Raw genomic sequence first — 20,145 nt, forward strand, 5'->3', positions numbered from 1 at the left:
TTTATACAGTAGCTCGCTATAGATGCAACCGCGAAATAGAAAAACCCCGGACAAGTCCGGGGTTTTCTTCAACCGTTGCCTGACGCAGAAGGGATCAACCGTTCTGGCGGATACCGGCCACCAGCCAAGGCTGGTTTTCGCCTTGCGGACGTTCCATGTTCCAGCTTTCGCTGAAGACTTCGCCCTGGTCGAAACGCGAGGTCTTCGACACACCGCTGAAGGTCAGGGTGGCGATGGTCTTGTCGGCACGGTCATCCACGCCGTCCAGTTGCACCTGAAGGTTGTCGATGTAGGTCGACTGGAAGCCGTCGCCCAGATCCGCACGCTCACGCTTGAGGAACTCAAGCATTTGCGGGGTCACGAACTCGGCGATCTTGTCCATTTCGTTAGCGTCCCAGTGTTGCTGCAGCGACTGGAAGTGGCTGCGCGCAGCGGCCAGGAAGTTCTGTTCATTGAACCATGCTGGCGCGTTGATTACCGGACGGGCGGCAGCCGGAGCAGCCGAACCACCGAAGATCGAACCCATGCCAGCAGGCTTCTGCTCGAATGCCTCACGCTGCATCGGCGCGCCGGCCGGAGCCAGGTGCTCCTGTTGCTTGCGTCGACGAGCGGCGATGAAGCGGAAGATCACGAACGCGATCAGGGCCATGATCAGGATGTCGAAGATCTGCATGCCCTGGAAGCCGCCACCCATGAACATGGAAGCGAGCAGGCCACCGGCGGCGATGCCGGCCAGAGGGCCGAGCCATTTCGAAGCGCCGCCAGCCTTGGCAGCAGCACCGGCGGCACCGGCAGCACCCGCGGTCGCCGCAGCGCCGCCCATGCCTGGAGAAGAAGGAGCCATCTGGCTGGTCTGGTGCGTCGGCGCAGCGCCGGCGCTTTTGCCACCACCAAAGCGCTTGGCATTGGCGTCGAGGCTCATCGTCAGGCCGATGCACAACGCCATGGCGATGCTAAGAAAACGTTTCATAAAGGGAATTCCCGTTTGTGGAGACACGCGCGCCATGTTGCACAGCTCAAGTGGCACTGGCTAGCGAGAGAGTGTTTCGGGCTTTTGCCTGACAGCTTACGTTCAGCTCGGTCGCGGCAATAGGACCCTGTACTTTTGTCTGTAGGAAAAAGGGATAGGTTCAGCGGGAAATGTTGCCTAGCGACGAAACGCCAGCATCACCACACCGGCAGTGATCAAGCCGATACCGCCCCACTGGCGCAGATCGAGTTTCTCACCCAGCAACATCACGCCAAGTACCGCCACCAACACCACACTGAGCTTGTCCACCGGAGCGACCAGTGAAGCCGGGCCCACCTTTAACGCGCGGAAGTAGCACAGCCACGACGCGCCGGTGCCCAGACCGGACAGCAACAGGAACAGATAGCTCTTGGCGGATATCGATCCCAACGACTGATATTGGCCCGTGGCATACAGAATCAAGGCCAGGCTGACGAGTACCACGATGGTGCGTAGCAGGGTGGCGAAGTCAGAGTTGACGTTTTCGATGCCGATTTTGCCGAAGATCGCCGTCAAAGCAGCGAAAGTCGCCGAAAGCAGGGCCCAGAATGTCCAGGAAGAAAAGAAGCCTGAGCCCATGGTGTTGCCTCCAGTGTTCATGTGCGATCGTTCCCACGCTCTGCGTGGTAACGCCGCCATGGACGCTCCGCGTCCACAGTGACGCGGAGCGTCACGGGATGCATTCCCACGCCGAGCGTGGGAACGATGAGCAACGACGGGCTGCCTTTAGATCGCTTCCAGCTTCGCGTACCCCAGCATCAGCCACTTGCTGCCTTCACTGAAGTTCACCTGCACCCGCGCCTGCGCACCTGAACCTTCGAAGTTGAGGATCACGCCGTCACCGAATATCGAGTGACGAACTGTTTGCCCAAGGCTGAACCCCGTTTCCGGGATCTCGCTGCCGCTGAACAGGTTGCTGCCGCTCATCGACTGATTGCCGCCGAACGGTCGGCTGACGCTGTTCGACAGGCGTACTTCCTGAATCAGACCTTTCGGCACTTCGCGCACGAAACGCGAGACCTTGTTGTAGGTTTCGCTGCCGTACAGGCGTCGGGTTTCAGCATAGGTCATCACCAGATTCTGCATCGCCCGGGTGATGCCCACGTAGGCCAGGCGCCGCTCTTCCTCGAGACGGCCAGGTTCTTCCAGGCTCATCTTGTGCGGGAACAAGCCTTCTTCCATGCCCACCAGGAACACGTAAGGGAATTCCAGGCCTTTGGCGCTGTGCAGCGTCATCAACTGAATGCTGTCTTCATGCTCGTCAGCCTGCGTGTCGCCGGCTTCCAGCGAAGCGTGGCCGAGGAAGGCCGCCAGTGGCGTCAGCTCTTCGTCGTCTTCGGTGTTTTCGAAGTTGCGCGCGGCGCTGACCAGTTCCTCAAGGTTTTCTACCCGGGCCTGGCCTTTCTCGCCTTTTTCCGCTTCGTGATAAGCGATCAGGCCAGACTGCTCGATGACAGTCTGGGTCATCAGGTGCAGCGGCATCTCCATGCACTTGGCGGCGAGGTTCTCGATCAGTTCGATAAACGCGCCCAGCGCACCGGCGGCGCGACCGGTCAGGCCTTTATTGGCGACCAGTTGGCGCATCGCTTCCCACATCGACACATCGCTGTGACGGGCGTGGTCGCGGATCGCTTCGACGGTTTTCTCGCCGATGCCGCGAGCCGGAACGTTGATCACCCGTTCCAGCGCGGCATCGTTGCCGCGACCTTCGAGCAGGCGCAGGTAGGCCATGGCGTTCTTGATTTCTGCCCGTTCGAAGAAGCGCTGGCCACCATAGATACGGTAGGGAATGCGCTCACGCAGCAAGGCTTCTTCCAAAACGCGCGATTGAGCGTTGGAGCGGTACAGAATCGCGATATCGCTACGAGCCAAGCCGGTTTTCAGCGCGCTTTCGATGGTTTCGACAACGTAGCGTGCTTCGTCGTGCTCGTTGAACGCGGCGTACAGATTGATCGCTTCGCCATCGCCGCCATCGGTCCACAGCTCTTTGCCGAGACGACCGGTGTTATTGGCGATCAGAGCGTTGGCGGCTTTGAGAATGCCAGCGGTGGAGCGGTAGTTTTGCTCCAGACGAATGGTCACCGAATCCGGGAAGTCAGACGAGTACTGATGAATGTTCTCGATTTTCGCGCCGCGCCAGCCGTAGATCGACTGATCGTCGTCGCCGACCACCATCAGGCTGTCGCCGCCCTTGCCGAGCAGACGCAACCAGGCGTACTGCACGGCGTTGGTGTCCTGGAACTCGTCCACCAGAATGTGCCGGAAACGCTTTTGATAATGCGCCAGCAGGCCCGGGTGATCGCGCCATAGATCGAGGGCGCGCAGCAACAGTTCGGAGAAGTCGATGACGCCGGCGCGCTGACACGCGGCCTCGTAGGCCTCATAGATGCCGCGCATGGTCGCCAGATACAAATCGCCGCTGGCTTGAATGTGTTTGGGACGCAGACCTTCGTCTTTCTGCCCGTTGATGAACCACTGGGCCTGACGGGCCGGCCAGCGCTGTTCGTCGAGGCCCAGCTCGCGGATCACCCGCTTGACCAGGCGTTGCTGGTCATCGCTGTCGAGAATCTGGAAGGTCTGGCTCAGCCCGGCCTCCTGCCAGTGCGCCCGCAGCAAGCGGTGCGCCAGGCCGTGGAAGGTGCCGACCCACATGCCGGCCGGGTTGATACCCAGCAACTGCTCGATGCGATGACGCATCTCTGCAGCGGCCTTGTTGGTGAAGGTCACCGACAAAATGGAGTGGGGCGAGGCGTTTTCAACCTGGATCAACCAGGCGATACGGTGCACCAGCACTCGGGTTTTACCGGAGCCAGCACCGGCCAGGACCAACTGACGGCCAACGGGGGCAGCTACGGCCTGGCGTTGGGCATCGTTGAGAGAGTTCAGCAGAAGGGAGAGATCATCGCGCATCGGGGCATTCTAGGGTGCGCCGCAGGCCCGGGCAAACCGAGCTTTGCATTAGCCGATGAAAGTGCTGCCGATGACGACCGGTCGGTCACCGGCTACAGGCGTTGGTCCGTCTCGCTTCGCGGGTTTTGCTGGCGAGAGAGGCGGGTAAAGTTTCGCCCGATTTATGATCTGGAGCAGTTTGGCAAAGGGGGCGGCTTGTGTATGCTCCGTCCACGTTTCGGGCGCACGCCCTCCTTATAAGAACAAGAACGTTGCCCATGACCCTCAGCGCCGAACTGTCGGGCCCCTCCGTGGAACCCCGGGTTATCCGCAAGCACTATGCCGTTGAAATGGCGGTGGAGCGCACGCGCCTGCTGTATCAGGGCTCCTTGTTGCCCACCCTTTTCATGTTGATCAATGGTCTGGTCTGCGCCGGTTTGCTCTGGAGCCCGCAGCGCTATTTCGTGGTCAGCGTCTGGCTGGTGTGGTTGCTGTCGCTGGTGGCGTTGCGGGTGATTCAGGTTGCCGCATTCGACTCGGCGATCCCCAACCGTCAGGCCCAACCGATCTGGTTCCGGATGTTCCTGATCGGTTCGACCATGACCGGCCTGACCCTGGCCGGTGCCGGCATCGCCTTGGTGCCTGCCGACAACTTCATTCAGCAAGCCTGGGTGTTCGGCCTGATTGGCGCCGCGACGCTGTCAGCCAGCGTCGCCTATGCAGTGAGCCTTCCAGCGTTTCTGTCGTTTACCTTGCCGTGTCTGTTGCCGGCGATTGGTTTTCTGTTCTGGGGCGGCGATGAACTGGCGCGAGGCTGGGGCTGGCTCGGGCTGATCCTGCTGGGCTCATTGAGCGTGGTGGCGTGGCAGGTCAATCGGCTGATTGATCGCAGCTTGCTGCGGCGCTTTCAGAATCAGCGCCTGATCGAACACCTGCAGCAAACGCAGTCGCGCAGCGAGCAGCTCAATCAAGAGCTGGCGACGGAAATCGACCATCGCCGCTGTGCCGAGGGCAAGTTGCGCGAAGCGCAGGTCGAGCTGGAGGATCGCGTCGCCCAGCGCAGCCGTGAACTGGATGCCGCCAATCAGGCCCTGAGCAAAAGCGAAGCGCGCCTGGCGCTGGCCTTGAAGGCCAGTGAGCTGGGACTGTGGGACTGGAATCTGCAAACCGATGAAGTCCATCACACGCAAATCCAGGAACTGTTCGGCCTCGCCCCGGAATACGTCACGGCGATCCTGCGTGACCTCAAGCCGCGCTTGCACCCGGAAGACGTGCCACCGCTAAAGCATGCGCTGGTCGAACATCTGAAGGGGCGCACCGAGGATTATCAGATCGAGTATCGCGTGCGTCACGGCGATGGCCACTGGGTGTGGATCGAAGACCGTGGTCGCGCCGTGGAGCGCAGCGACAGCGGGCGCGTGATCCGGATGGTCGGCACCCGTCGCGACATCAGTGCCAGCAAAAGCCTTGAAGAGCAGCAGAGGCTGGCGGCGACGGTGTTCGAAGCGGCCAGCGAAGGCATCGTGATTCTCGACCCGAACTACGCGTTGATCGCGATCAATCAGGCCTTCAGTCGGGTCACCGGTTATGACATCGACGACATGCTCGGGCGCAACGTCGTCGAGCTGCCATGCAGCCGCGATGCCCGTCGTCATTACGTAGCGATCCGTCACGCGCTGGAACAGCACGGCAGTTGGCAGGGCGAACTGGTGGAGACCCGCAAGAATGGCGAGCTGTACCCGCAGTGGCTGCAACTGAGCGCGGTGCGCGATCATCGGGGAAATGTCAGTCATATTGTCGGTTTCTTCGCCGATCTTTCCGCTCGCCGCGAATCCGAAGAGCGCATGCGTTACCTGACGCACTACGACGAACTCACCGGGCTGGCCAATCGCTCGCTGTTCCGCGAGCGTCTGCACGAAGCGCATCAGCGGGTCCGGCAGGGCGGGCGGCGCAGTCTGGCGCTGCTGCACATCAATCTGGATCGCTTCAAGTTGCTCAACGACAGCCTCGGTCATGAAATCGCTGACCAGTTGCTGCAGAAAATGGCTCGTCGTCTGGTCAACGCCTTGCCGGAAGCCGACACCATTGCGCGCCTGTCCGGTGATGAATTTGCCGTGCTGTTCGATGCCTACGGCAACCTGTCGAGTCTGGCCCGTGTCGCCACGCGGTTGTCGGCCAAGCTGCGTCTGCCGCTGACTGTGGAAGGGCATGAGCTGGTGGTCAGCGCGTCGATGGGCATCAGCATGCTGCCGGACAATGCGCGGGAGATTTCCGCGCTGGTCAGTCAGTCGAATATGGCCATGCAACATGCCAAGCATCTGGGCGGCAACAACTTCCAGTTCTACACCGAGAGCTTGCAGGCCAGCACCCTTGAGCGTTTGCAACTGGAAAACCAGCTGCGCAAAGCCATCGACGAGAAGCAACTGAAGGTGTTCTACCAGCCGAAGCTATGCCTGGAGACGGGACGCCTGAATGCGGCGGAGGCGCTGGTGCGCTGGGATCATCCGACGATGGGGCGGGTACCGCCGGGGGATTTCATCGGGTTGGCCGAGGAGACCGGTCTGATCGGGCCGATCGGTGAGTTTGTGTTGCGTCAGGCCTGCTGGCAGGCGTGCGAATGGCAGCGACAGGGGCTCGCGCCGATTCGTGTTTCGGTGAATCTGTCGGTGCATCAACTGCGTCAGGGCAAACTGGTCAGCCTAGTGCGTCAGGTGCTCGAAGAAACCGGGCTGGCGCCGCACTACCTTGAGCTGGAACTCACCGAAAGCCAGTTGCTCGACAGCGTTGAACACATCATCGCGACGTTCCAGCAACTGCGCGATCTGGGGGTGAAACTGGCCATCGATGATTTCGGCACCGGCTATTCGTCGCTGAGTTACCTCAAGCGCATCCCGGTGGATTACGTGAAGATCGATCAGGCTTTTATCCGTGGCCTGGGCGAGGGCAGTGAAGATGCGGCGATCACTCGGGCAATCATTGCCATGGCTCATGGCTTGTCACTGAAAGTGGTGGCCGAAGGGGTTGAGCGGCAGGAGCAGCTGGAATTTTTACGCGCTGAACGTTGCGATGAAGTGCAGGGCTATCTGATCAGCCGACCGGTGGAAGCTGCCGGGCTGGCCGGGCTTTTGCGCGAACAGGAAAACCCGGATTAAGGGCTACATGGATGCCATCGCGCCTGATATGGGGACATGGAGTTACGCATTGAGCAGGCAAAAAGCCGATTCATGTAGTATAACTACAAGCTTGCTACATCCCCGACCATAAGAAGAGTCCAGCCCCTTGAATCTGCTGCAACACATCGCCCAGTCACGTCACCTGTTACGCAAGTCGGAGCTCAAGGTCGCCGACCACGTGCTGCTTGACCCTGCGGCCGTGATGCACAGTTCCATGGCCGACCTGGCCCACAGCGTCGGCATCAGTGAGCCGACCATCGTGCGCTTCTGTCGCGCCATTGGTTGTTCCGGTTTTCAGGATCTGAAGCTCAAGCTTGCGCAAAGCCTGGCGGCGGGTGCCAGCTTCGGTCAGTTCGCGATCCATGAAGATGACTCGGTCGCCGATTACAGCCTGAAGATTTTCGACACCACGCTGCACACGCTGATGGAGGTTCGCGAGAAGCTCGATCCGGTGGAGTTGCAGCGCGCGGTGACGCTGATGTCGCAGGCGCAGCGTGTCGAGTTCTACGGCTTCGGTGCCTCAGGCGCGGTGGCGGCGGATGCCCAGCACAAGTTCTTTCGCCTGCTGCTGACGGCGGCGGCGTATTCCGATCCGCACATGCAGGCGATGTCGGCGGTAACGTTGAAGCCGACGGACGTGGCGATCTGCATTTCCCAGTCCGGGCGTTCGAAAGACCTGCTGATCACCGCCAACCTCGTTCGCGAGAGCGGTGCGTCGCTGATCACGCTGTGTCCGAGCCAGACGCCGTTGGCGGAGCTGTCCACCGTCAACCTGGCGATCGATGTGCACGAAGACACTGAAATCTATACGCCGCTGACCTCGCGTATCGCCCACCTGGTGGTGATCGACGTGCTGGCGATGGGCGTGGCCATGGCGCGCGGGCCGAGCCTGGTCAATCACCTCAAGAGTGTGAAGCGCAGCCTGCGCAGCTTGCGATTGTCGCCGAAAGCGGTGAAAGCGCTGGATGACTGACGTCATCGTAAGGTCGTTCCGACCTTAATCGCGGGCAAGCCCGCGATGACGTCCGCAAAAAACAACGCAAATTCATTGGACTGTCATCCTCCGGCAGCCAAACCGTCATCCCTCAGGCCTATTGTGAAACTCCCGTAAACGCCTTGGGAGACTCGAAATGGCTCAGCCTTACGAAGAACGCAACAGCGCCGCGAAAACCCGTCGTCAGCAGGAAGACCAGCGCCGCATGGAGTTTCGCCGCGCTATCGAAGATCGCTTCGAACTTCGTCAGCTTCAAGCCGAAATCGGCGACTTTCCCGAAATCAATCACTGGCAGGCAGCGCCCGCAGCTTCCCGTCGAAACGCTCAACCAGCGCGCTGATCTGCACGCGCTCGCTGCGGATAAACGCCAGGAAGGCGTGCGCCACCGGTGACAGCCGTTTGGCCTTGGCTTGCACCAGGCACCAACTGCGAAACAGCGGCAACTCCTCGACCGGCAGCTCCACCAGGCCGCCGGTCGCCAGTTCCAGGTTCAGGGCGTGGCGCGTCAACAGCGCCAGGCCCAGACCCGCCAACACGCATTCGCGCTGGGCTTCGGCCGAAGCGACCTCCTGGGTCTGAGTGAAGTGCACGCGCTTTTCCTTGAAATACTCCTCACACGCCAATCGCGTACCCGAGCCAGGCTCACGGATCAGCAATGTGTAAGGTTCAAGGTCCTGCAAGCGCAACGGGCCCATGTGTGCCAGCGGATGATCCGGACGCGCCACGGCAACAATCGGATTATTGAGAAACGGCAGAAACTCCAGGCCCATGTCTTGCGGCACCATCGACATGATCACCAGGTCGTCGCGGTTGTCGGAGAGGCGGCGAATCACCTGGCCCCGGTTGACCACGGTCAGTTGCAGGTTCACTTCCGGATGCTGGCGCTTGAACGCTGCGAACAGGTGCGGCACGAAGTATTTGGCGCTGGATTCCACCGCGAGTTTCAGTTGGCCCTGCAGCGAGCCCTGCATGTCCGACAGCTGCATATCGAGATTTTCCAAGCGCCCGAAAATATCCCGACTGGCCCGTTGGAGTGCTTCGGCGGCCTCGGTCATGTAGAGTTTTTTGCCGACGTAATCGAATAATGGCTGGCCGATCAGCTCTTCCAGCTGACGAATCTGTAGGCTGACAGCCGGTTGTGTGAGCGACATTTCTTCCGCCGCGCGGCTGTAAGAACGCAAATCGCACACTTCGTTGAAGATCTGCAATTGACGCAATGTCATACGCATCAAGGACTTACGCATTTTCTACAGGCTCTGAACGCGGGAAGATGCGCTGACTATAAGTCTTTACTTATGCCTGACCCAATTTTTATTCATTTTTGTTAATCTCTCATGAGCGCTAGTGTGGACCTGCGACTAAATTGAAACATTTGGTCACGCGTCGACCTGGGTCTAGCAGGTCGTGGTGCCACCGGCTCAAGGGAACCTCCAAGTGATAACAAAGATCCTGATCGCCAACCGTGGTGAGATTGCCGTACGAATTGTGCGGGCCTGCGCCGAAATGGGCATTCGCTCGGTTGCGATTTTTTCCGACGCCGACCGTCATGCGTTGCATGTGAAGCGTGCGGACGAGGCCCATAGCATCGGTGCCGAGCCATTGGCCGGTTACCTCAACCCGCGCAAACTGGTGAACCTGGCGGTTGAAACCGGCTGCGATGCGTTGCACCCCGGTTACGGTTTCCTTTCGGAAAACGCCGAGCTGGCAGACATCTGCGCCGAGCGCGGCATCAAATTCATCGGCCCTTCGGCAGAAGTCATTCGCCGCATGGGCGACAAGACCGAAGCCCGGCGCAGCATGATCAAGGCCGGCGTACCGGTGACGCCGGGCACCGAAGGCAACGTTGCCGATATCGAAGAGGCGTTGGCCGAGGGCGACCGTATCGGTTACCCGGTGATGCTCAAGGCCACTTCCGGTGGTGGCGGTCGCGGTATCCGTCGTTGCAACAGCCGCGAAGAACTCGAACAGAATTTCCCCCGCGTCATCTCCGAAGCCACCAAGGCCTTCGGTTCGGCGGAAGTGTTCCTGGAAAAATGCATCGTCAATCCCAAGCACATCGAAGCGCAGATCCTCGGCGACAGCTTTGGCAACGTCGTGCACCTGTTCGAGCGGGACTGCTCGATCCAGCGCCGTAACCAGAAGCTCATCGAAATCGCTCCGAGCCCGCAACTGACCCCGGAACAGCGCGCCTACATCGGCGACCTGTCGGTGCGTGCGGCCAAGGCTGTCGGCTACGAGAACGCCGGCACCGTGGAGTTCCTGCTCGCCGAGGGCGAGGTGTACTTCATGGAGATGAACACCCGGGTGCAGGTGGAACACACCATCACCGAAGAAATCACCGGGATCGACATCGTCCGCGAACAGATCCGCATCGCCTCCGGCCTGCCGCTGTCGGTGAAGCAGGAAGACATTCAGCACCGTGGCTTCGCGTTGCAGTTCCGCATCAACGCCGAAGACCCGAAAAACAACTTCCTGCCGAGCTTCGGCAAGATCACCCGTTACTACGCCCCCGGCGGTCCGGGTGTGCGCACCGACACGGCGATCTACACCGGTTACACCATCCCGCCGTTCTACGACTCGATGTGCCTGAAGCTGGTGGTCTGGGCGCTGACTTGGGAAGAGGCGATGGACCGTGGCCTGCGCGCCCTCGACGACATGCGTCTGCAAGGCGTGAAAACCACCGCTGCCTACTATCAGGAAATCCTGCGCAACCCAGAATTCCGTAGCGGCCAGTTCAATACCAGCTTCGTTGAAAGCCATCCTGAACTGACCAACTACTCGATCAAGCGCAAACCCGAAGAGCTGGCCCTGGCCATCGCCGCCGCCATCGCCGCCCACGCAGGCCTGTGAGGAATACAACAATGTCCAAGAAGATTTTTGTCACCGATACCATCCTGCGCGACGCTCACCAATCGCTGCTCGCCACCCGCATGCGCACCGAAGACATGCTGCCGATCTGCGACAAGCTCGACAAAGTCGGCTACTGGTCGCTGGAATGCTGGGGCGGCGCGACGTTCGATGCCTGCGTACGTTTTCTGAAAGAGGACCCGTGGGAGCGCCTGCGCCAACTGCGTGCGGCGTTGCCTAACACCCGCCTGCAAATGCTCCTGCGCGGGCAGAACCTGCTGGGCTACCGCCACTACAGCGACGACGTGGTCAAAGCCTTCGTCGCCAAGGCTGCGGTCAACGGCATTGACGTGTTCCGCATCTTCGACGCGATGAACGATGTGCGTAACCTGCGCGTGGCCATCGAAGCGGTGAAAGCGGCCGGCAAACATGCCCAAGGCACCATCGCTTACACCACCAGCCCGGTGCACACCATCGACGCCTTTGTGGCGCAAGCCAAACAAATGGAAGCCATGGGTTGCGACTCGGTGGCGATCAAGGACATGGCCGGTCTGTTGACTCCGTATGCCACCGGCGAACTGGTCCGGGCGTTGAAAGCCGAGCAGTCGTTGCCAGTGTTCATCCACTCCCACGACACCGCGGGTCTGGCGACCATGTGCCAACTGAAGGCTATCGAAAACGGCGCCGACCACATCGATACCGCGATCTCCAGCTTCGCCTCGGGCACCAGCCACCCGGGCACCGAGTCGATGGTCGCTGCCCTCAAAGGCACCGAGTACGACACCGGCCTGAATCTGGAATTGCTGCAGGAAATCGGCCTGTACTTCTACGCTGTGCGCAAGAAGTACCACCAGTTCGAAAGCGAGTTCACCGCTGTCGATACCCGTGTGCAGGTCAACCAGGTGCCGGGCGGGATGATCTCCAACCTCGCCAACCAGTTGAAAGAGCAGGGCGCACTGAACCGCATGGGCGAAGTGCTGGCGGAAATCCCGCGCGTGCGTGAAGACCTCGGCTTCCCGCCGCTGGTGACCCCGACTTCGCAGATCGTCGGCACTCAGGCGTTCTTCAACGTGCTGGCCGGCGAGCGTTACAAGACCATCACCAACGAAGTGAAGCTTTACCTGCAAGGTGGCTACGGCAAGGCGCCAGGCGTGGTTAACGAAAAACTGCGTCGTCAGGCGATCGGCAGCGAAGAGGTCATCGACGTGCGTCCGGCCGACCTGCTCAAGCCGGAAATGACCAAGCTGCGTGCCGACATCGGCGCCTTGGCCAAGTCGGAAGAAGACGTGCTGACCTTCGCCATGTTCCCGGACATCGGCCGCAAGTTCCTCGAAGAACGTGCCGCCGGCACCCTCGTGCCGGAAGTGTTGCTGCCGATTCCCGAGGCTGGTGCAGTGGCGTCGGCGGGTGGCGAAGGTGTACCGACCGAGTTCGTTATCGACGTCCACGGCGAAACCTACCGCGTCGACATCACCGGTGTCGGTGTGAAGGCTGAAGGCAAGCGTCACTTCTACCTGTCCATCGACGGCATGCCGGAAGAAGTGGTGTTCGAACCGCTCAACGAATTCGTCGGCGGTGGCAGCAGCAAACGCAAACAGGCGTCCGCGCCGGGGCACGTCAGCACCACCATGCCGGGCAACATCGTTGATGTGCTGGTCAAGGAAGGCGACACCGTCAAGGCTGGCCAGGCAGTACTGATCAGCGAAGCGATGAAGATGGAAACCGAAGTCCAGGCCGCCATCGCCGGCAAGGTCACTGCGATCCACGTCGCTAAAGGCGACCGGGTGAACCCGGGCGAAATCCTGATCGAAATCGAAGGCTGAGATAACAGCCGCGATCCAACGCTTTAAACCTCGGGGGAGCATGGTGCTCCCCTTTTTTTCGTCCGGGATTTGTCTGAATCACGCAAATCCCCTGTGGGAGCGAGCCGGCTCGCGATAGCGGCGGATCAGCCAACACTTATAGCGACTGACACTCAGTCATCGCGAGCAGGCTCACTCCTGCAATGAAGGCGTTCAGACCATCAGAATGCCATTCGCCATTGGCCCATCACGCTGTGAGTACGGCTTTCCGTTCCGAAATCACCAGTGATGCCCAGACCTACGGTGTGATTGGCCGATAGTCCGAGGTCAAGTCCTGCATCGACGCCCAGGCTGTTGCGATCCAGCGCCGCACCGGCCACTTCGAAACGCTTGCCACCCTTGACCAGCTGTTGCCGTGTATCGATGTCGAGCTCGCCGAAGGTGTGTTTCCAGCCGGCACTGAGTCGCGGTGTCAGGCTCATGCCGTTGTCCAGTCGGTTGATCCGCGCCGTGCGCAGGCCAAAGGTGCTGCTGAGGTTGTCACGGGTTTGCCCGAACACTTTCAGCGCCGCATCCCCACCTTTTTCACTGTAGCTGTCGCGTTGATAGCGCTGGTAGCCGAGGCTGGCGAAGGGTTCCAGCGTTACGTTGTTACGACCGAGATTGAAGCCCAGTTCGGCAAAGGCTTGCTGGGTGTTCGCGTCGTAGTCGCCCTTAAGGTTGTCGCTGAAACCCTTGAACGCCACCCGACGTTTGCTGCTGCCGTCGTGGCTGGCATAGGTGGCGCCCAAGCGCAGTGCCAACGGTCCGTCCTGACGCACGGCGTAGGCACCGAGGTGCCAACTGTCGAGGTCGCCGTCGTACTGGCGGGCGTCGAGTTTGGTTTGGGATTTGCCGCCCAGCAGACCGACATGCCATTGCTCATTGAGCCGCCAGTCAGCGCCCATGACCAGACCTTGGGTAGCGTGTTTGAGGGTGCTGTCGTAGTCTCGGTCGACCTTGCCGCCATGGCCAAGGGCCTGAACCCAGACTCGTCCGGAATCTGCACCGCCCGCCGCATGGCGAGGTGAGTTGCCGGAACCACGCGTAGTGTTGGAGCGGTTATCCAGTTGGCGCATGGCCGACAGCATGCTGGTACTCACGGGCGTGATGCTGTTCAGCGTGGCTTTGGCGAGGTTGGCGTTGCTGCCGGCGGCGAGTTGTTCGAGGGCGATGGAGGCTGTTTTCCTGTCGCTGGCCAGTATCGCGGCGACGGCGTTGTTGGCGGGTTTTTGCGGTGCTGAGGCCGGCGCTTCGACAGCTTCGCTGACCGGCGCAGTCACGAATTCATCCTGAGCGGGTGATGAAACTGAGGTTGCAGCAGGAGCAGTCACTGAATCGGAAGTGGGAGCCGTTGCTGTTGAAGCTGACGCTGTATCCGCATTTGGTAGGGGAGCTGATGCCGTCAGCGGTGTCGACGGTGCGGAAGACGATGGCACCATCGGCTCGACAATACTTTCTGCCACCGCACGACCACTGTCCGTAGTGGCGACGCTTTTCAGCGGTACATCGTTGCGGGCGTAAGTCAGTCCGACAGACTTTTTGTTGTATTGAGCTGTGGCCGTCATGAAAGCCAGATCGTTCTGGATCGTGCCGAACTCACCTTCAATCTTGGCGGCTTCGATGATTTTGTACGGGCTGGTTGCTGGATATTCCCCGGGAGCCGCAACGATTTTCAGGGTGGCGCCACCAAGCTCGGCGGTGCCGTCGACTTTGATCGTCTGGCCACGGCCCTCAGGGGTGACCTCGTAGGCCAGCTCGGCTGTCCGGGACAGGCTCAAATCGCCTTTGACCCGGGGGCTGCCATGCAATCCATTGACGGTGAGCAGGCCTTCAACGTGCAGGTTTCTTACCGTCCCCTTACCTGCAAAACTGCCGCCCGTCTCGACATGTACATCGCCTTTGATGCTTCCCTTGTTGAAAAACTTGCCGACGCTGATAGCACCACCCTCGATGCTGCCAAGGTTGGTCAGTGTGCCGTCGCGATCTACCAACACGCCTTCCGTGAAATCTCCCTTGCTGCTCAGTGTCCAGTCTCCACGCAGGAGATGCAGTCCATTGAAATTACGGGTGTCTTTGATCGTTCCGCCGTCAGTGGCGTTGAGTACCAGGTAGTTTACGCCCCCGTCACCGTCCAGCCGACCACTGAAGCTGGCACCGTCTTTGAGAACGATGAAATCGTTGATAGCAGTGCCCTGGAAAGTACTTTCGGGCGAGTCGAAGGAGATTGGAACGGTGTTTATATGGGTGGAAAAATCTTTAAGCCTTTGAAGAGCCGCTTCATATGGCGTGGCCTCCGGCAGTTCCGGGACTTCCATGATCACAGGTGAGTCAGTCATTTGCGAAGGTAGCTGTGCGTTCGCAAGCTCTACGCCGCCAAGTGCCAGCGCAATGGCCAAAGCCAGGTGTTGTGGTTTGTATCGATGTTGAACGGGCATCAAGTTCGGCCTCTTTTGACAGGAGACCCAACTCTATTGATGCGCCAGAAAATCCGATGTCGGCTACTTCCCGCAGCCTTGCAGGCGACGTCGGATCGTTTTGTAGAAAATCGCCACGGTGGTACCAACCGGTGCTTTTACTCGGCTGCACCGATCCCTTTTCCTACAACCAACCCGGACCTCGCCGACTGTTCAAACTCAAAAGCTCATCTGCCACTGCCCAATCAACCCATGATTGCGACTGTTGCTGCCGATCTCGCCGCTGTACCCCACGCCCAGCGTATGCCGCGCAGAAATTCCCACGTCCAGCCCGGCCTCCAACACCAGACTGTCGCGATCCAGCGAACTGCCATCGACACTGAACGCCGTGCCGCCAACCACGAAGGCCTGACGCGTCGAGCTGCTGACATCACCGTAGGTGTGCTTCCAGCCAACGGCCATTCGCGGTGTCACGCTCATGCCGTTGTCCAGGCTGCTCAGGTGCGCCAGACGCAGGCCGAAGGTGCTGCTGAAGTTGTCCTGGGTCTGGCTGTCGACTTGCAGCGCCGCCGCGCCACCCTTTTCCCGATAGCTGTCGCGGTGGTAGCGCTGGTAGCCGAGGTTGGCGAAAGGTTCGGCGCTGAGGCGGCCGCTGCCCATGGCGTAACCGAGTTCGGCGAAGGCTTGCTGGCTGTCGGCGTCGTAATCGCCTTTGGGGCGATCGCTGAAGCCATTGAAGGCGATGGTGCGTTTGCTCTCACCTTGATGGCCGCTGTAGGCCGCGCCGAGACGCAACGCCATCGGGCCGTTCTGATGCAAGGCATAAACGCCGGCGTGCCAGCTCTCGACGTTGCCATCGATGCCAGTAGCGTCCAGGTCGGTTTTCGAATAACCGCCGAGTATGCCCAGGCGCCATTGCGGATTGAGAGACCAGTCAGCGCCGAGCACGCTGCCCTTGGTGCGTTGTTCCAGACCGCTGCTGCCGTGTTCGCCGTCAAGCTTGCCGTAGCCGCCGATCGCTTGCAGCCAGAGTCGGCCGCGAGCGTTCGGATCGTTCAGATTGCGTGCGGCGGACGGCACGCCATTCGCTGCCAACACCGGGGTGTCGCGCTGATCGAGGCCGACCATCAAGCCCGGGCTGCCGCCCATTTGCTGCATCGCCGAGAGCATACTGCTGCCCACCTGACTGCTGGCGCCGAGGGTGGCGCTGGTCAGGTTGGCATTGCTGGCGCCGGCCAGTTGCTCGATCGCTGCACCGGCCGTGCTTTGGGTGGTGTTGAGCAGGGCGTTGTAGAGGGCGTTGTTCTTGCCCATCGAGGCCAGACTGTTGGCGGCATTGCTGCCGTTGCTGGTGGCGGCGAAGTCAGTGAAGGCGACGTCGTTGCGGGTGTACGTCAGGTCGACTTGAGTCGGCGTATAGGCCAGTGTCGGCGTGAGAAACGCATAGTCGCTGGTGACTTTGCCGAAGGTGCCGTTGACCTGCGCGGCTTGCAGCACGGTGTAATGGCTCTGCCACGGATAGGTGCCGCTGCCGGGGTTCACCGCCAAGGTCGCGCCATTGAGATTGGCCGTGCCGCCGACCTGTACAGGCGCACTGCTGCCGTCGGCGTTGACGCCGTAGGCGAGGGTGGACGCACTGCCCATGTTCAAGTCATGCACAACCGTTGCGCGACCGAGGCCGGTGTCAGTACGCAATGTGCCGTTGACGTTGAGGCTGCCCACCGAGCCGCCACCGGCATAGACACCGCCGGCATCCACGCTCAGGTTGCCGGCAATGCTGCCCTGATTGATCAGGGTCGCGCCGTTGCGCACTGCACCGCCGTCGCTGAAATCGCCCTTGCCGGTCAGCGTCCACGCGCCTTGGCTGACTTCCAGCCATTCGAAATTGCGACTGTCGCCGAAGCTGCCACCCGCCGCGTCGTCCATCACCACTTGGTCGTAACCGCTGCCGCCATCGACGGCGCCGACGAAGCGGCTGCCGTTGCGCAGGGTCAGGCTGTCGTTGCCAGCGCCCAGATCCAGCGCCAGGCCATTGCTGCCGCTGATGGTGCCGCCGTTGACGACGTTGTCGGCAAACTCGCCAACGAACTTCACGCCAAAGCCGTCGAGGCCCTGAATGGTGCCGAAGTTCTCCAGTGTGGTCGCCGCCAGCCCTGAACCGCCGCTGCCGTCGTCCACCAGAATGGCGCTGTTGGCACCACTGATCAGTGCGCCACTGGCGTTGAGAATGTAGCCGCCGCCGAGGGCAATGCCCTCACTGCCATTGGCGAAACCACCTTTGTCGACGCCGCCGGCGCCGACGCCTTGAATGGTGCCGTAGTTTTCGATGTGGGCGATCTTGTCGATGTCTACGCCATCGCCGTCACCGTTAGCTTGCAGCCCGGAGTAGGCGCCGGTGATGGTGCCGTGGTTGATCACCGTGCCGTCACCGTCGGAGCCGAATCCGGAGCCGTTGCGCCCGGTGATCTGCCCGTAGTTGACCAGCGTCGCGCCGAGGTCGGTGGTGATGCCGTGACGGCCGCCGGAAATGACGCCGTAGTTGGTGATCGAAACGCCCGTCGCCGTATCGATATCGATGCCGTCGAATTTCTGATCGGCGTTGTGCGAGTCGCCGGTGGAGATCTCGCCGTAGTTGGTAATCGTCGCGTTGGCGCCGGTCTTCATGCCGTCGCTGGCGTCGCCGCGAATCAAGCCGCCCTCACGGTTGATGATCGTGGTTTTCACGCCGTCGCTGCGCAATGCATCCAGATCCAGCCCTTGGCCGGTGGTTGAGCGAATGATGCCGCTGTTGTCGATCAACAGGCTGCCGCTGACGAAGTTGCTGTCGATGCGTAAAGCGTCGTTCGCGCCGAGAATCTGCCCACCGCTACGATTGTAGATGGCGTAGTTGCGCGCCTGAGTCAGATCGCCGCTGCTGTCGATGGCCCGACCGCCCGTGGAGATGATCTTGCCGGCGTTATCGATTACCACGCCGGCACCGCTGGTCTTGTCTTTAAGGCTCACGGTCTTGCCGCTGTTGGTGATGCTGCCCGGCGCCGAAATCGTCAACGTGTCGCTGCCACCGAGGGTTTGCGCGGCGGTGGTGGCGGTGTCGATCTGTACGGTTTTACCGTGGGCGGCGGTGGCGGAAATCAACAGAGCGATTGCGAGCGACAGACGCTGCGGCGGGAAGGGCATGAGAGGACGGCCTTTTGTTAGAGACGGGCCGTCCTGTATAGCGATGGGTTTTTACAGAATGATGTCTGTTACGTTGCCGTTCACCTCAGGAACGGCGCACGTAAGCCTTGCCGTAATGCCGTTCCATCCGCGCCTGAATCAGCTCGAGACCGATCGACATCAGCCAGTAAATGATCGCCGCCGTCGTCAGCATCTCGATGTAGCGATAGCTTGAACGGCCATACGACTGCGCCAGAAACATCACCTCCCAAACACCCATCACCGAAATCAGCGACGAGTCCTTGAGCATCGAAATGAACTGATTGGTTGTGGGCGGGATGATCGTGCGCATGGCCTGGGGCAGTGTGATGCGCCAGAGAATTACGGAGTCGCGCATGCCCAGCGCCAGTGACGCTTCGCGTTGGCCATAGGGAACACCGAGAATCCCGGCGCGGAAAATCTCGCTGAGATAGGCGCCGTAGTTCAGCGACAGCGCAATGATTCCGGCGACGATGGCGCCGGGCACGATGCCCAGTTGCGGCAAGCCGAGGTAGATCAGCAGGATCTGAATCAGCAGTGGCGTGCCGCGAAAAAACGAGGCGTAGAAACTGGCGATGCCGAACGCCACCGCGCTTTTCGACAGTCGCGCCAAGGCGGTAACGAAGCCCAGCAATGACGAAGCGACAATCGAGCACACGCACAGAAAAAGGGTCAGCGCCGCGCCTTGCAGAAAGCCATTGGGAGCAAGCTTGAGGCCAACAAGATTGGGCAGTTTGTCGACGATGATCGAGAACTTCAGGTCGAAGCTCAGGAAGAATCCGGCGAACAGACAGAACAGCGCCGCCCACGTCAGGTACAACCGTGTACGGAAACCGAAGAACCGTCGCAGGCGTGATTCAGCCACCGGTAGCGGTGGCTTTGGAGGTGTCGGGAAAGAAGTCATTGGCTGATATCAGCGCCGATCCATTTTTGCGAGAGCTTGCTCAGGGTGCCGTCCTGCTTGAGCTGGGCAAACACCTCGCGCACTTTCGCATCCCACTGGGCGTCACCCTTTTCGATGGCCACCGAGTTCGGCTCCGAGTACAGCGCCTCGCCAGCAAGCTTGAAGCGTTTGTCTTGATTCAGGCGTGGCTGGGCAGTGACGAGGTTGGTGAGGATCGCATCCAGACGCACGCCGGCACCCAGGCCCAAATCCTGGAACGCGACGTTGTCGGTGTCATACGGGGCGATCTGCACATCCTCAAACGGGTACTGCAACTGCGTGTCTTCAGCGCCTTCGATCACCAGATTCTTGTTCAGATAACTTTCGTAGCTGGAGGCGCTGGTGAGGCCGACTTTCTTGCCGCTCAGATCCTTGGCGCCGTGGATGCGATCATCCTTGGCGTTGACCACGATCACTGCGGGCGAGGCGTAGTACTCGACCGGGAAGTCGAACACTTCGGCGCGGGCCTTGCTCGGGGTCATCGAGCAAATGCAGATGTCGTAGCGCCCGCTCCAGCGGCCGGCGGCGATGACGTCCCAGGACGGCGTTTCCAGCCGCAGTTTCACGCCAAGTTTGTCCGCCACGGCTTTGGCGACGTCAACATCGAAGCCGTCGAGCTGGTTTTGCTCGTTGAGAAACGAGAAGGGCGGATAGCTTTCCATCAGTACGCCGACCAGCTCTTTTTTCTGCTCGACACGATCCAGTGTGGTGCCGCCGAAGGCTTGGGTGGAGGCAGCCAGAATCGTCAGACTCAGGGCCAGTAGTGGTTGAAATTTCACAGTCGATCCCTGAATAAAAAAGAGGTTGTTATTAACCGAATGGTGCGTATTAAATAGT

At 60.5% G+C, this 20,145-nt stretch carries 13 protein-coding genes; 5 read left to right on the forward strand and 8 right to left on the reverse strand.

Features of this window, described 5'->3' with window-relative positions:
• Positions 1-94: 94 nt before the first annotated feature.
• From AC3WMT_RS03845 to uvrD, 3 genes are all read right to left on the reverse strand, one after another.
• Positions 95-970, reverse strand: a complete 876-nt coding sequence (locus AC3WMT_RS03845) for a Tim44 domain-containing protein (protein ID WP_103302758.1) — start codon at positions 968-970, stop codon at positions 95-97.
• Positions 971-1,147: 177 nt separating this feature from the next.
• Positions 1,148-1,588 carry an EamA family transporter gene (locus tag AC3WMT_RS03850; RefSeq protein ID WP_103302756.1) on the reverse strand — a complete coding sequence of 147 codons (441 nt, stop codon included), beginning with the start codon at positions 1,586-1,588 and terminating at the stop codon, positions 1,148-1,150.
• Positions 1,589-1,735: 147 nt separating this feature from the next.
• Positions 1,736-3,919, reverse strand: a complete 2,184-nt coding sequence (gene uvrD, locus AC3WMT_RS03855) for a DNA helicase II (protein ID WP_103302754.1) — start codon at positions 3,917-3,919, stop codon at positions 1,736-1,738.
• Positions 3,920-4,176: 257 nt separating this feature from the next.
• Between uvrD and AC3WMT_RS03860 the strand changes: the two genes are divergently transcribed.
• From AC3WMT_RS03860 to AC3WMT_RS03870, 3 genes are all read left to right on the forward strand, one after another.
• Positions 4,177-7,050 carry a GGDEF domain-containing phosphodiesterase gene (locus tag AC3WMT_RS03860; RefSeq protein WP_103302752.1) on the forward strand — a complete coding sequence of 958 codons (2,874 nt, stop codon included), beginning with the start codon at positions 4,177-4,179 and terminating at the stop codon, positions 7,048-7,050.
• 127 nt (positions 7,051-7,177) lie between these two features.
• On the forward strand, positions 7,178-8,044 hold the full coding sequence (gene hexR, locus AC3WMT_RS03865; protein WP_007962240.1) for a transcriptional regulator HexR: 867 nt from the start codon (positions 7,178-7,180) through the stop codon (positions 8,042-8,044).
• Between the two features lie 157 nt (positions 8,045-8,201).
• Positions 8,202-8,405: a PA3496 family putative envelope integrity protein gene (locus AC3WMT_RS03870; protein WP_103302750.1), complete on the forward strand. Its 204-nt coding sequence runs from the start codon at positions 8,202-8,204 to the stop codon at positions 8,403-8,405.
• On the opposite strand, the gene AC3WMT_RS03875 is transcribed toward AC3WMT_RS03870, so the two are convergent.
• Complete coding sequence (locus tag AC3WMT_RS03875) at positions 8,347-9,309, reverse strand: LysR family transcriptional regulator (protein ID WP_103302748.1); 963 nt, start codon at positions 9,307-9,309, stop codon at positions 8,347-8,349. The two genes, AC3WMT_RS03870 and AC3WMT_RS03875, sit on opposite strands and share 59 nt — an antisense overlap.
• 190 nt (positions 9,310-9,499) lie before the next feature.
• On the opposite strand from AC3WMT_RS03875, the gene AC3WMT_RS03880 reads away from it, so the two are divergent.
• Together AC3WMT_RS03880 and oadA are read left to right on the forward strand one after the other, a co-directional pair.
• Positions 9,500-10,915 (forward strand): acetyl-CoA carboxylase biotin carboxylase subunit, encoded by a 1,416-nt coding sequence (locus tag AC3WMT_RS03880; protein ID WP_025112637.1) that lies wholly within the window; start codon positions 9,500-9,502, stop codon positions 10,913-10,915.
• 11 nt (positions 10,916-10,926) lie between these two features.
• The gene (gene oadA / locus AC3WMT_RS03885; RefSeq protein WP_103302746.1) at positions 10,927-12,735 is read left to right on the forward strand and encodes a sodium-extruding oxaloacetate decarboxylase subunit alpha; all 1,809 of its coding nucleotides are present in this window, start codon (positions 10,927-10,929) and stop codon (positions 12,733-12,735) included.
• A 200-nt stretch (positions 12,736-12,935) separates the two neighbouring features.
• Here the strand turns inward: oadA and AC3WMT_RS03890 are convergent, their stop codons facing one another.
• The 4 genes from AC3WMT_RS03890 to AC3WMT_RS03905 form a co-directional block, all read right to left on the reverse strand.
• A complete protein-coding gene (locus AC3WMT_RS03890; protein ID WP_103302744.1) occupies positions 12,936-15,191 on the reverse strand; it encodes an autotransporter outer membrane beta-barrel domain-containing protein in 2,256 nt (751 codons plus the stop codon).
• A 198-nt stretch (positions 15,192-15,389) separates the two neighbouring features.
• Positions 15,390-18,347, reverse strand: coding sequence for an autotransporter outer membrane beta-barrel domain-containing protein (locus tag AC3WMT_RS03895; protein WP_103302741.1), 2,958 nt, complete (start codon positions 18,345-18,347; stop codon positions 15,390-15,392).
• Between the two features lie 85 nt (positions 18,348-18,432).
• Complete coding sequence (locus AC3WMT_RS03900; RefSeq protein ID WP_103302739.1) at positions 18,433-19,269, reverse strand: amino acid ABC transporter permease; 837 nt, start codon at positions 19,267-19,269, stop codon at positions 18,433-18,435.
• On the reverse strand, positions 19,266-20,087 hold the full coding sequence (locus tag AC3WMT_RS03905) for an ABC transporter substrate-binding protein (RefSeq protein ID WP_103302737.1): 822 nt from the start codon (positions 20,085-20,087) through the stop codon (positions 19,266-19,268). Before AC3WMT_RS03905 ends, AC3WMT_RS03900 begins: the two co-directional genes overlap by 4 nt.
• Positions 20,088-20,145: the final 58 nt, after the last annotated feature.

It is taken from the genome of Pseudomonas sp. FW305-7, assembly GCF_058786735.1.

Bases quoted from the DNA above. Each gene is read 5' to 3' on its own strand.
- oadA (WP_103302746.1), top strand. From the start codon at position 10,927: ATGTCCAAGAAGATTTTTGTCACCGATACCATCCTGCGCGACGCTCAC.
- AC3WMT_RS03890 (WP_103302744.1), bottom strand. From the start codon at position 15,191: ATGCCCGTTCAACATCGATACAAACCACAACACCTGGCTTTGGCCATT.
- AC3WMT_RS03860 (WP_103302752.1), top strand. From the start codon at position 4,177: ATGACCCTCAGCGCCGAACTGTCGGGCCCCTCCGTGGAACCCCGGGTT.
- AC3WMT_RS03875 (WP_103302748.1), bottom strand. From the start codon at position 9,309: ATGCGTAAGTCCTTGATGCGTATGACATTGCGTCAATTGCAGATCTTC.
- AC3WMT_RS03845 (WP_103302758.1), bottom strand. From the start codon at position 970: ATGAAACGTTTTCTTAGCATCGCCATGGCGTTGTGCATCGGCCTGACG.
- AC3WMT_RS03850 (WP_103302756.1), bottom strand. From the start codon at position 1,588: ATGGGCTCAGGCTTCTTTTCTTCCTGGACATTCTGGGCCCTGCTTTCG.
- uvrD (WP_103302754.1), bottom strand. From the start codon at position 3,919: ATGCGCGATGATCTCTCCCTTCTGCTGAACTCTCTCAACGATGCCCAA.
- AC3WMT_RS03870 (WP_103302750.1), top strand. From the start codon at position 8,202: ATGGCTCAGCCTTACGAAGAACGCAACAGCGCCGCGAAAACCCGTCGT.
- AC3WMT_RS03895 (WP_103302741.1), bottom strand. From the start codon at position 18,347: ATGCCCTTCCCGCCGCAGCGTCTGTCGCTCGCAATCGCTCTGTTGATT.
- AC3WMT_RS03900 (WP_103302739.1), bottom strand. From the start codon at position 19,269: ATGACTTCTTTCCCGACACCTCCAAAGCCACCGCTACCGGTGGCTGAA.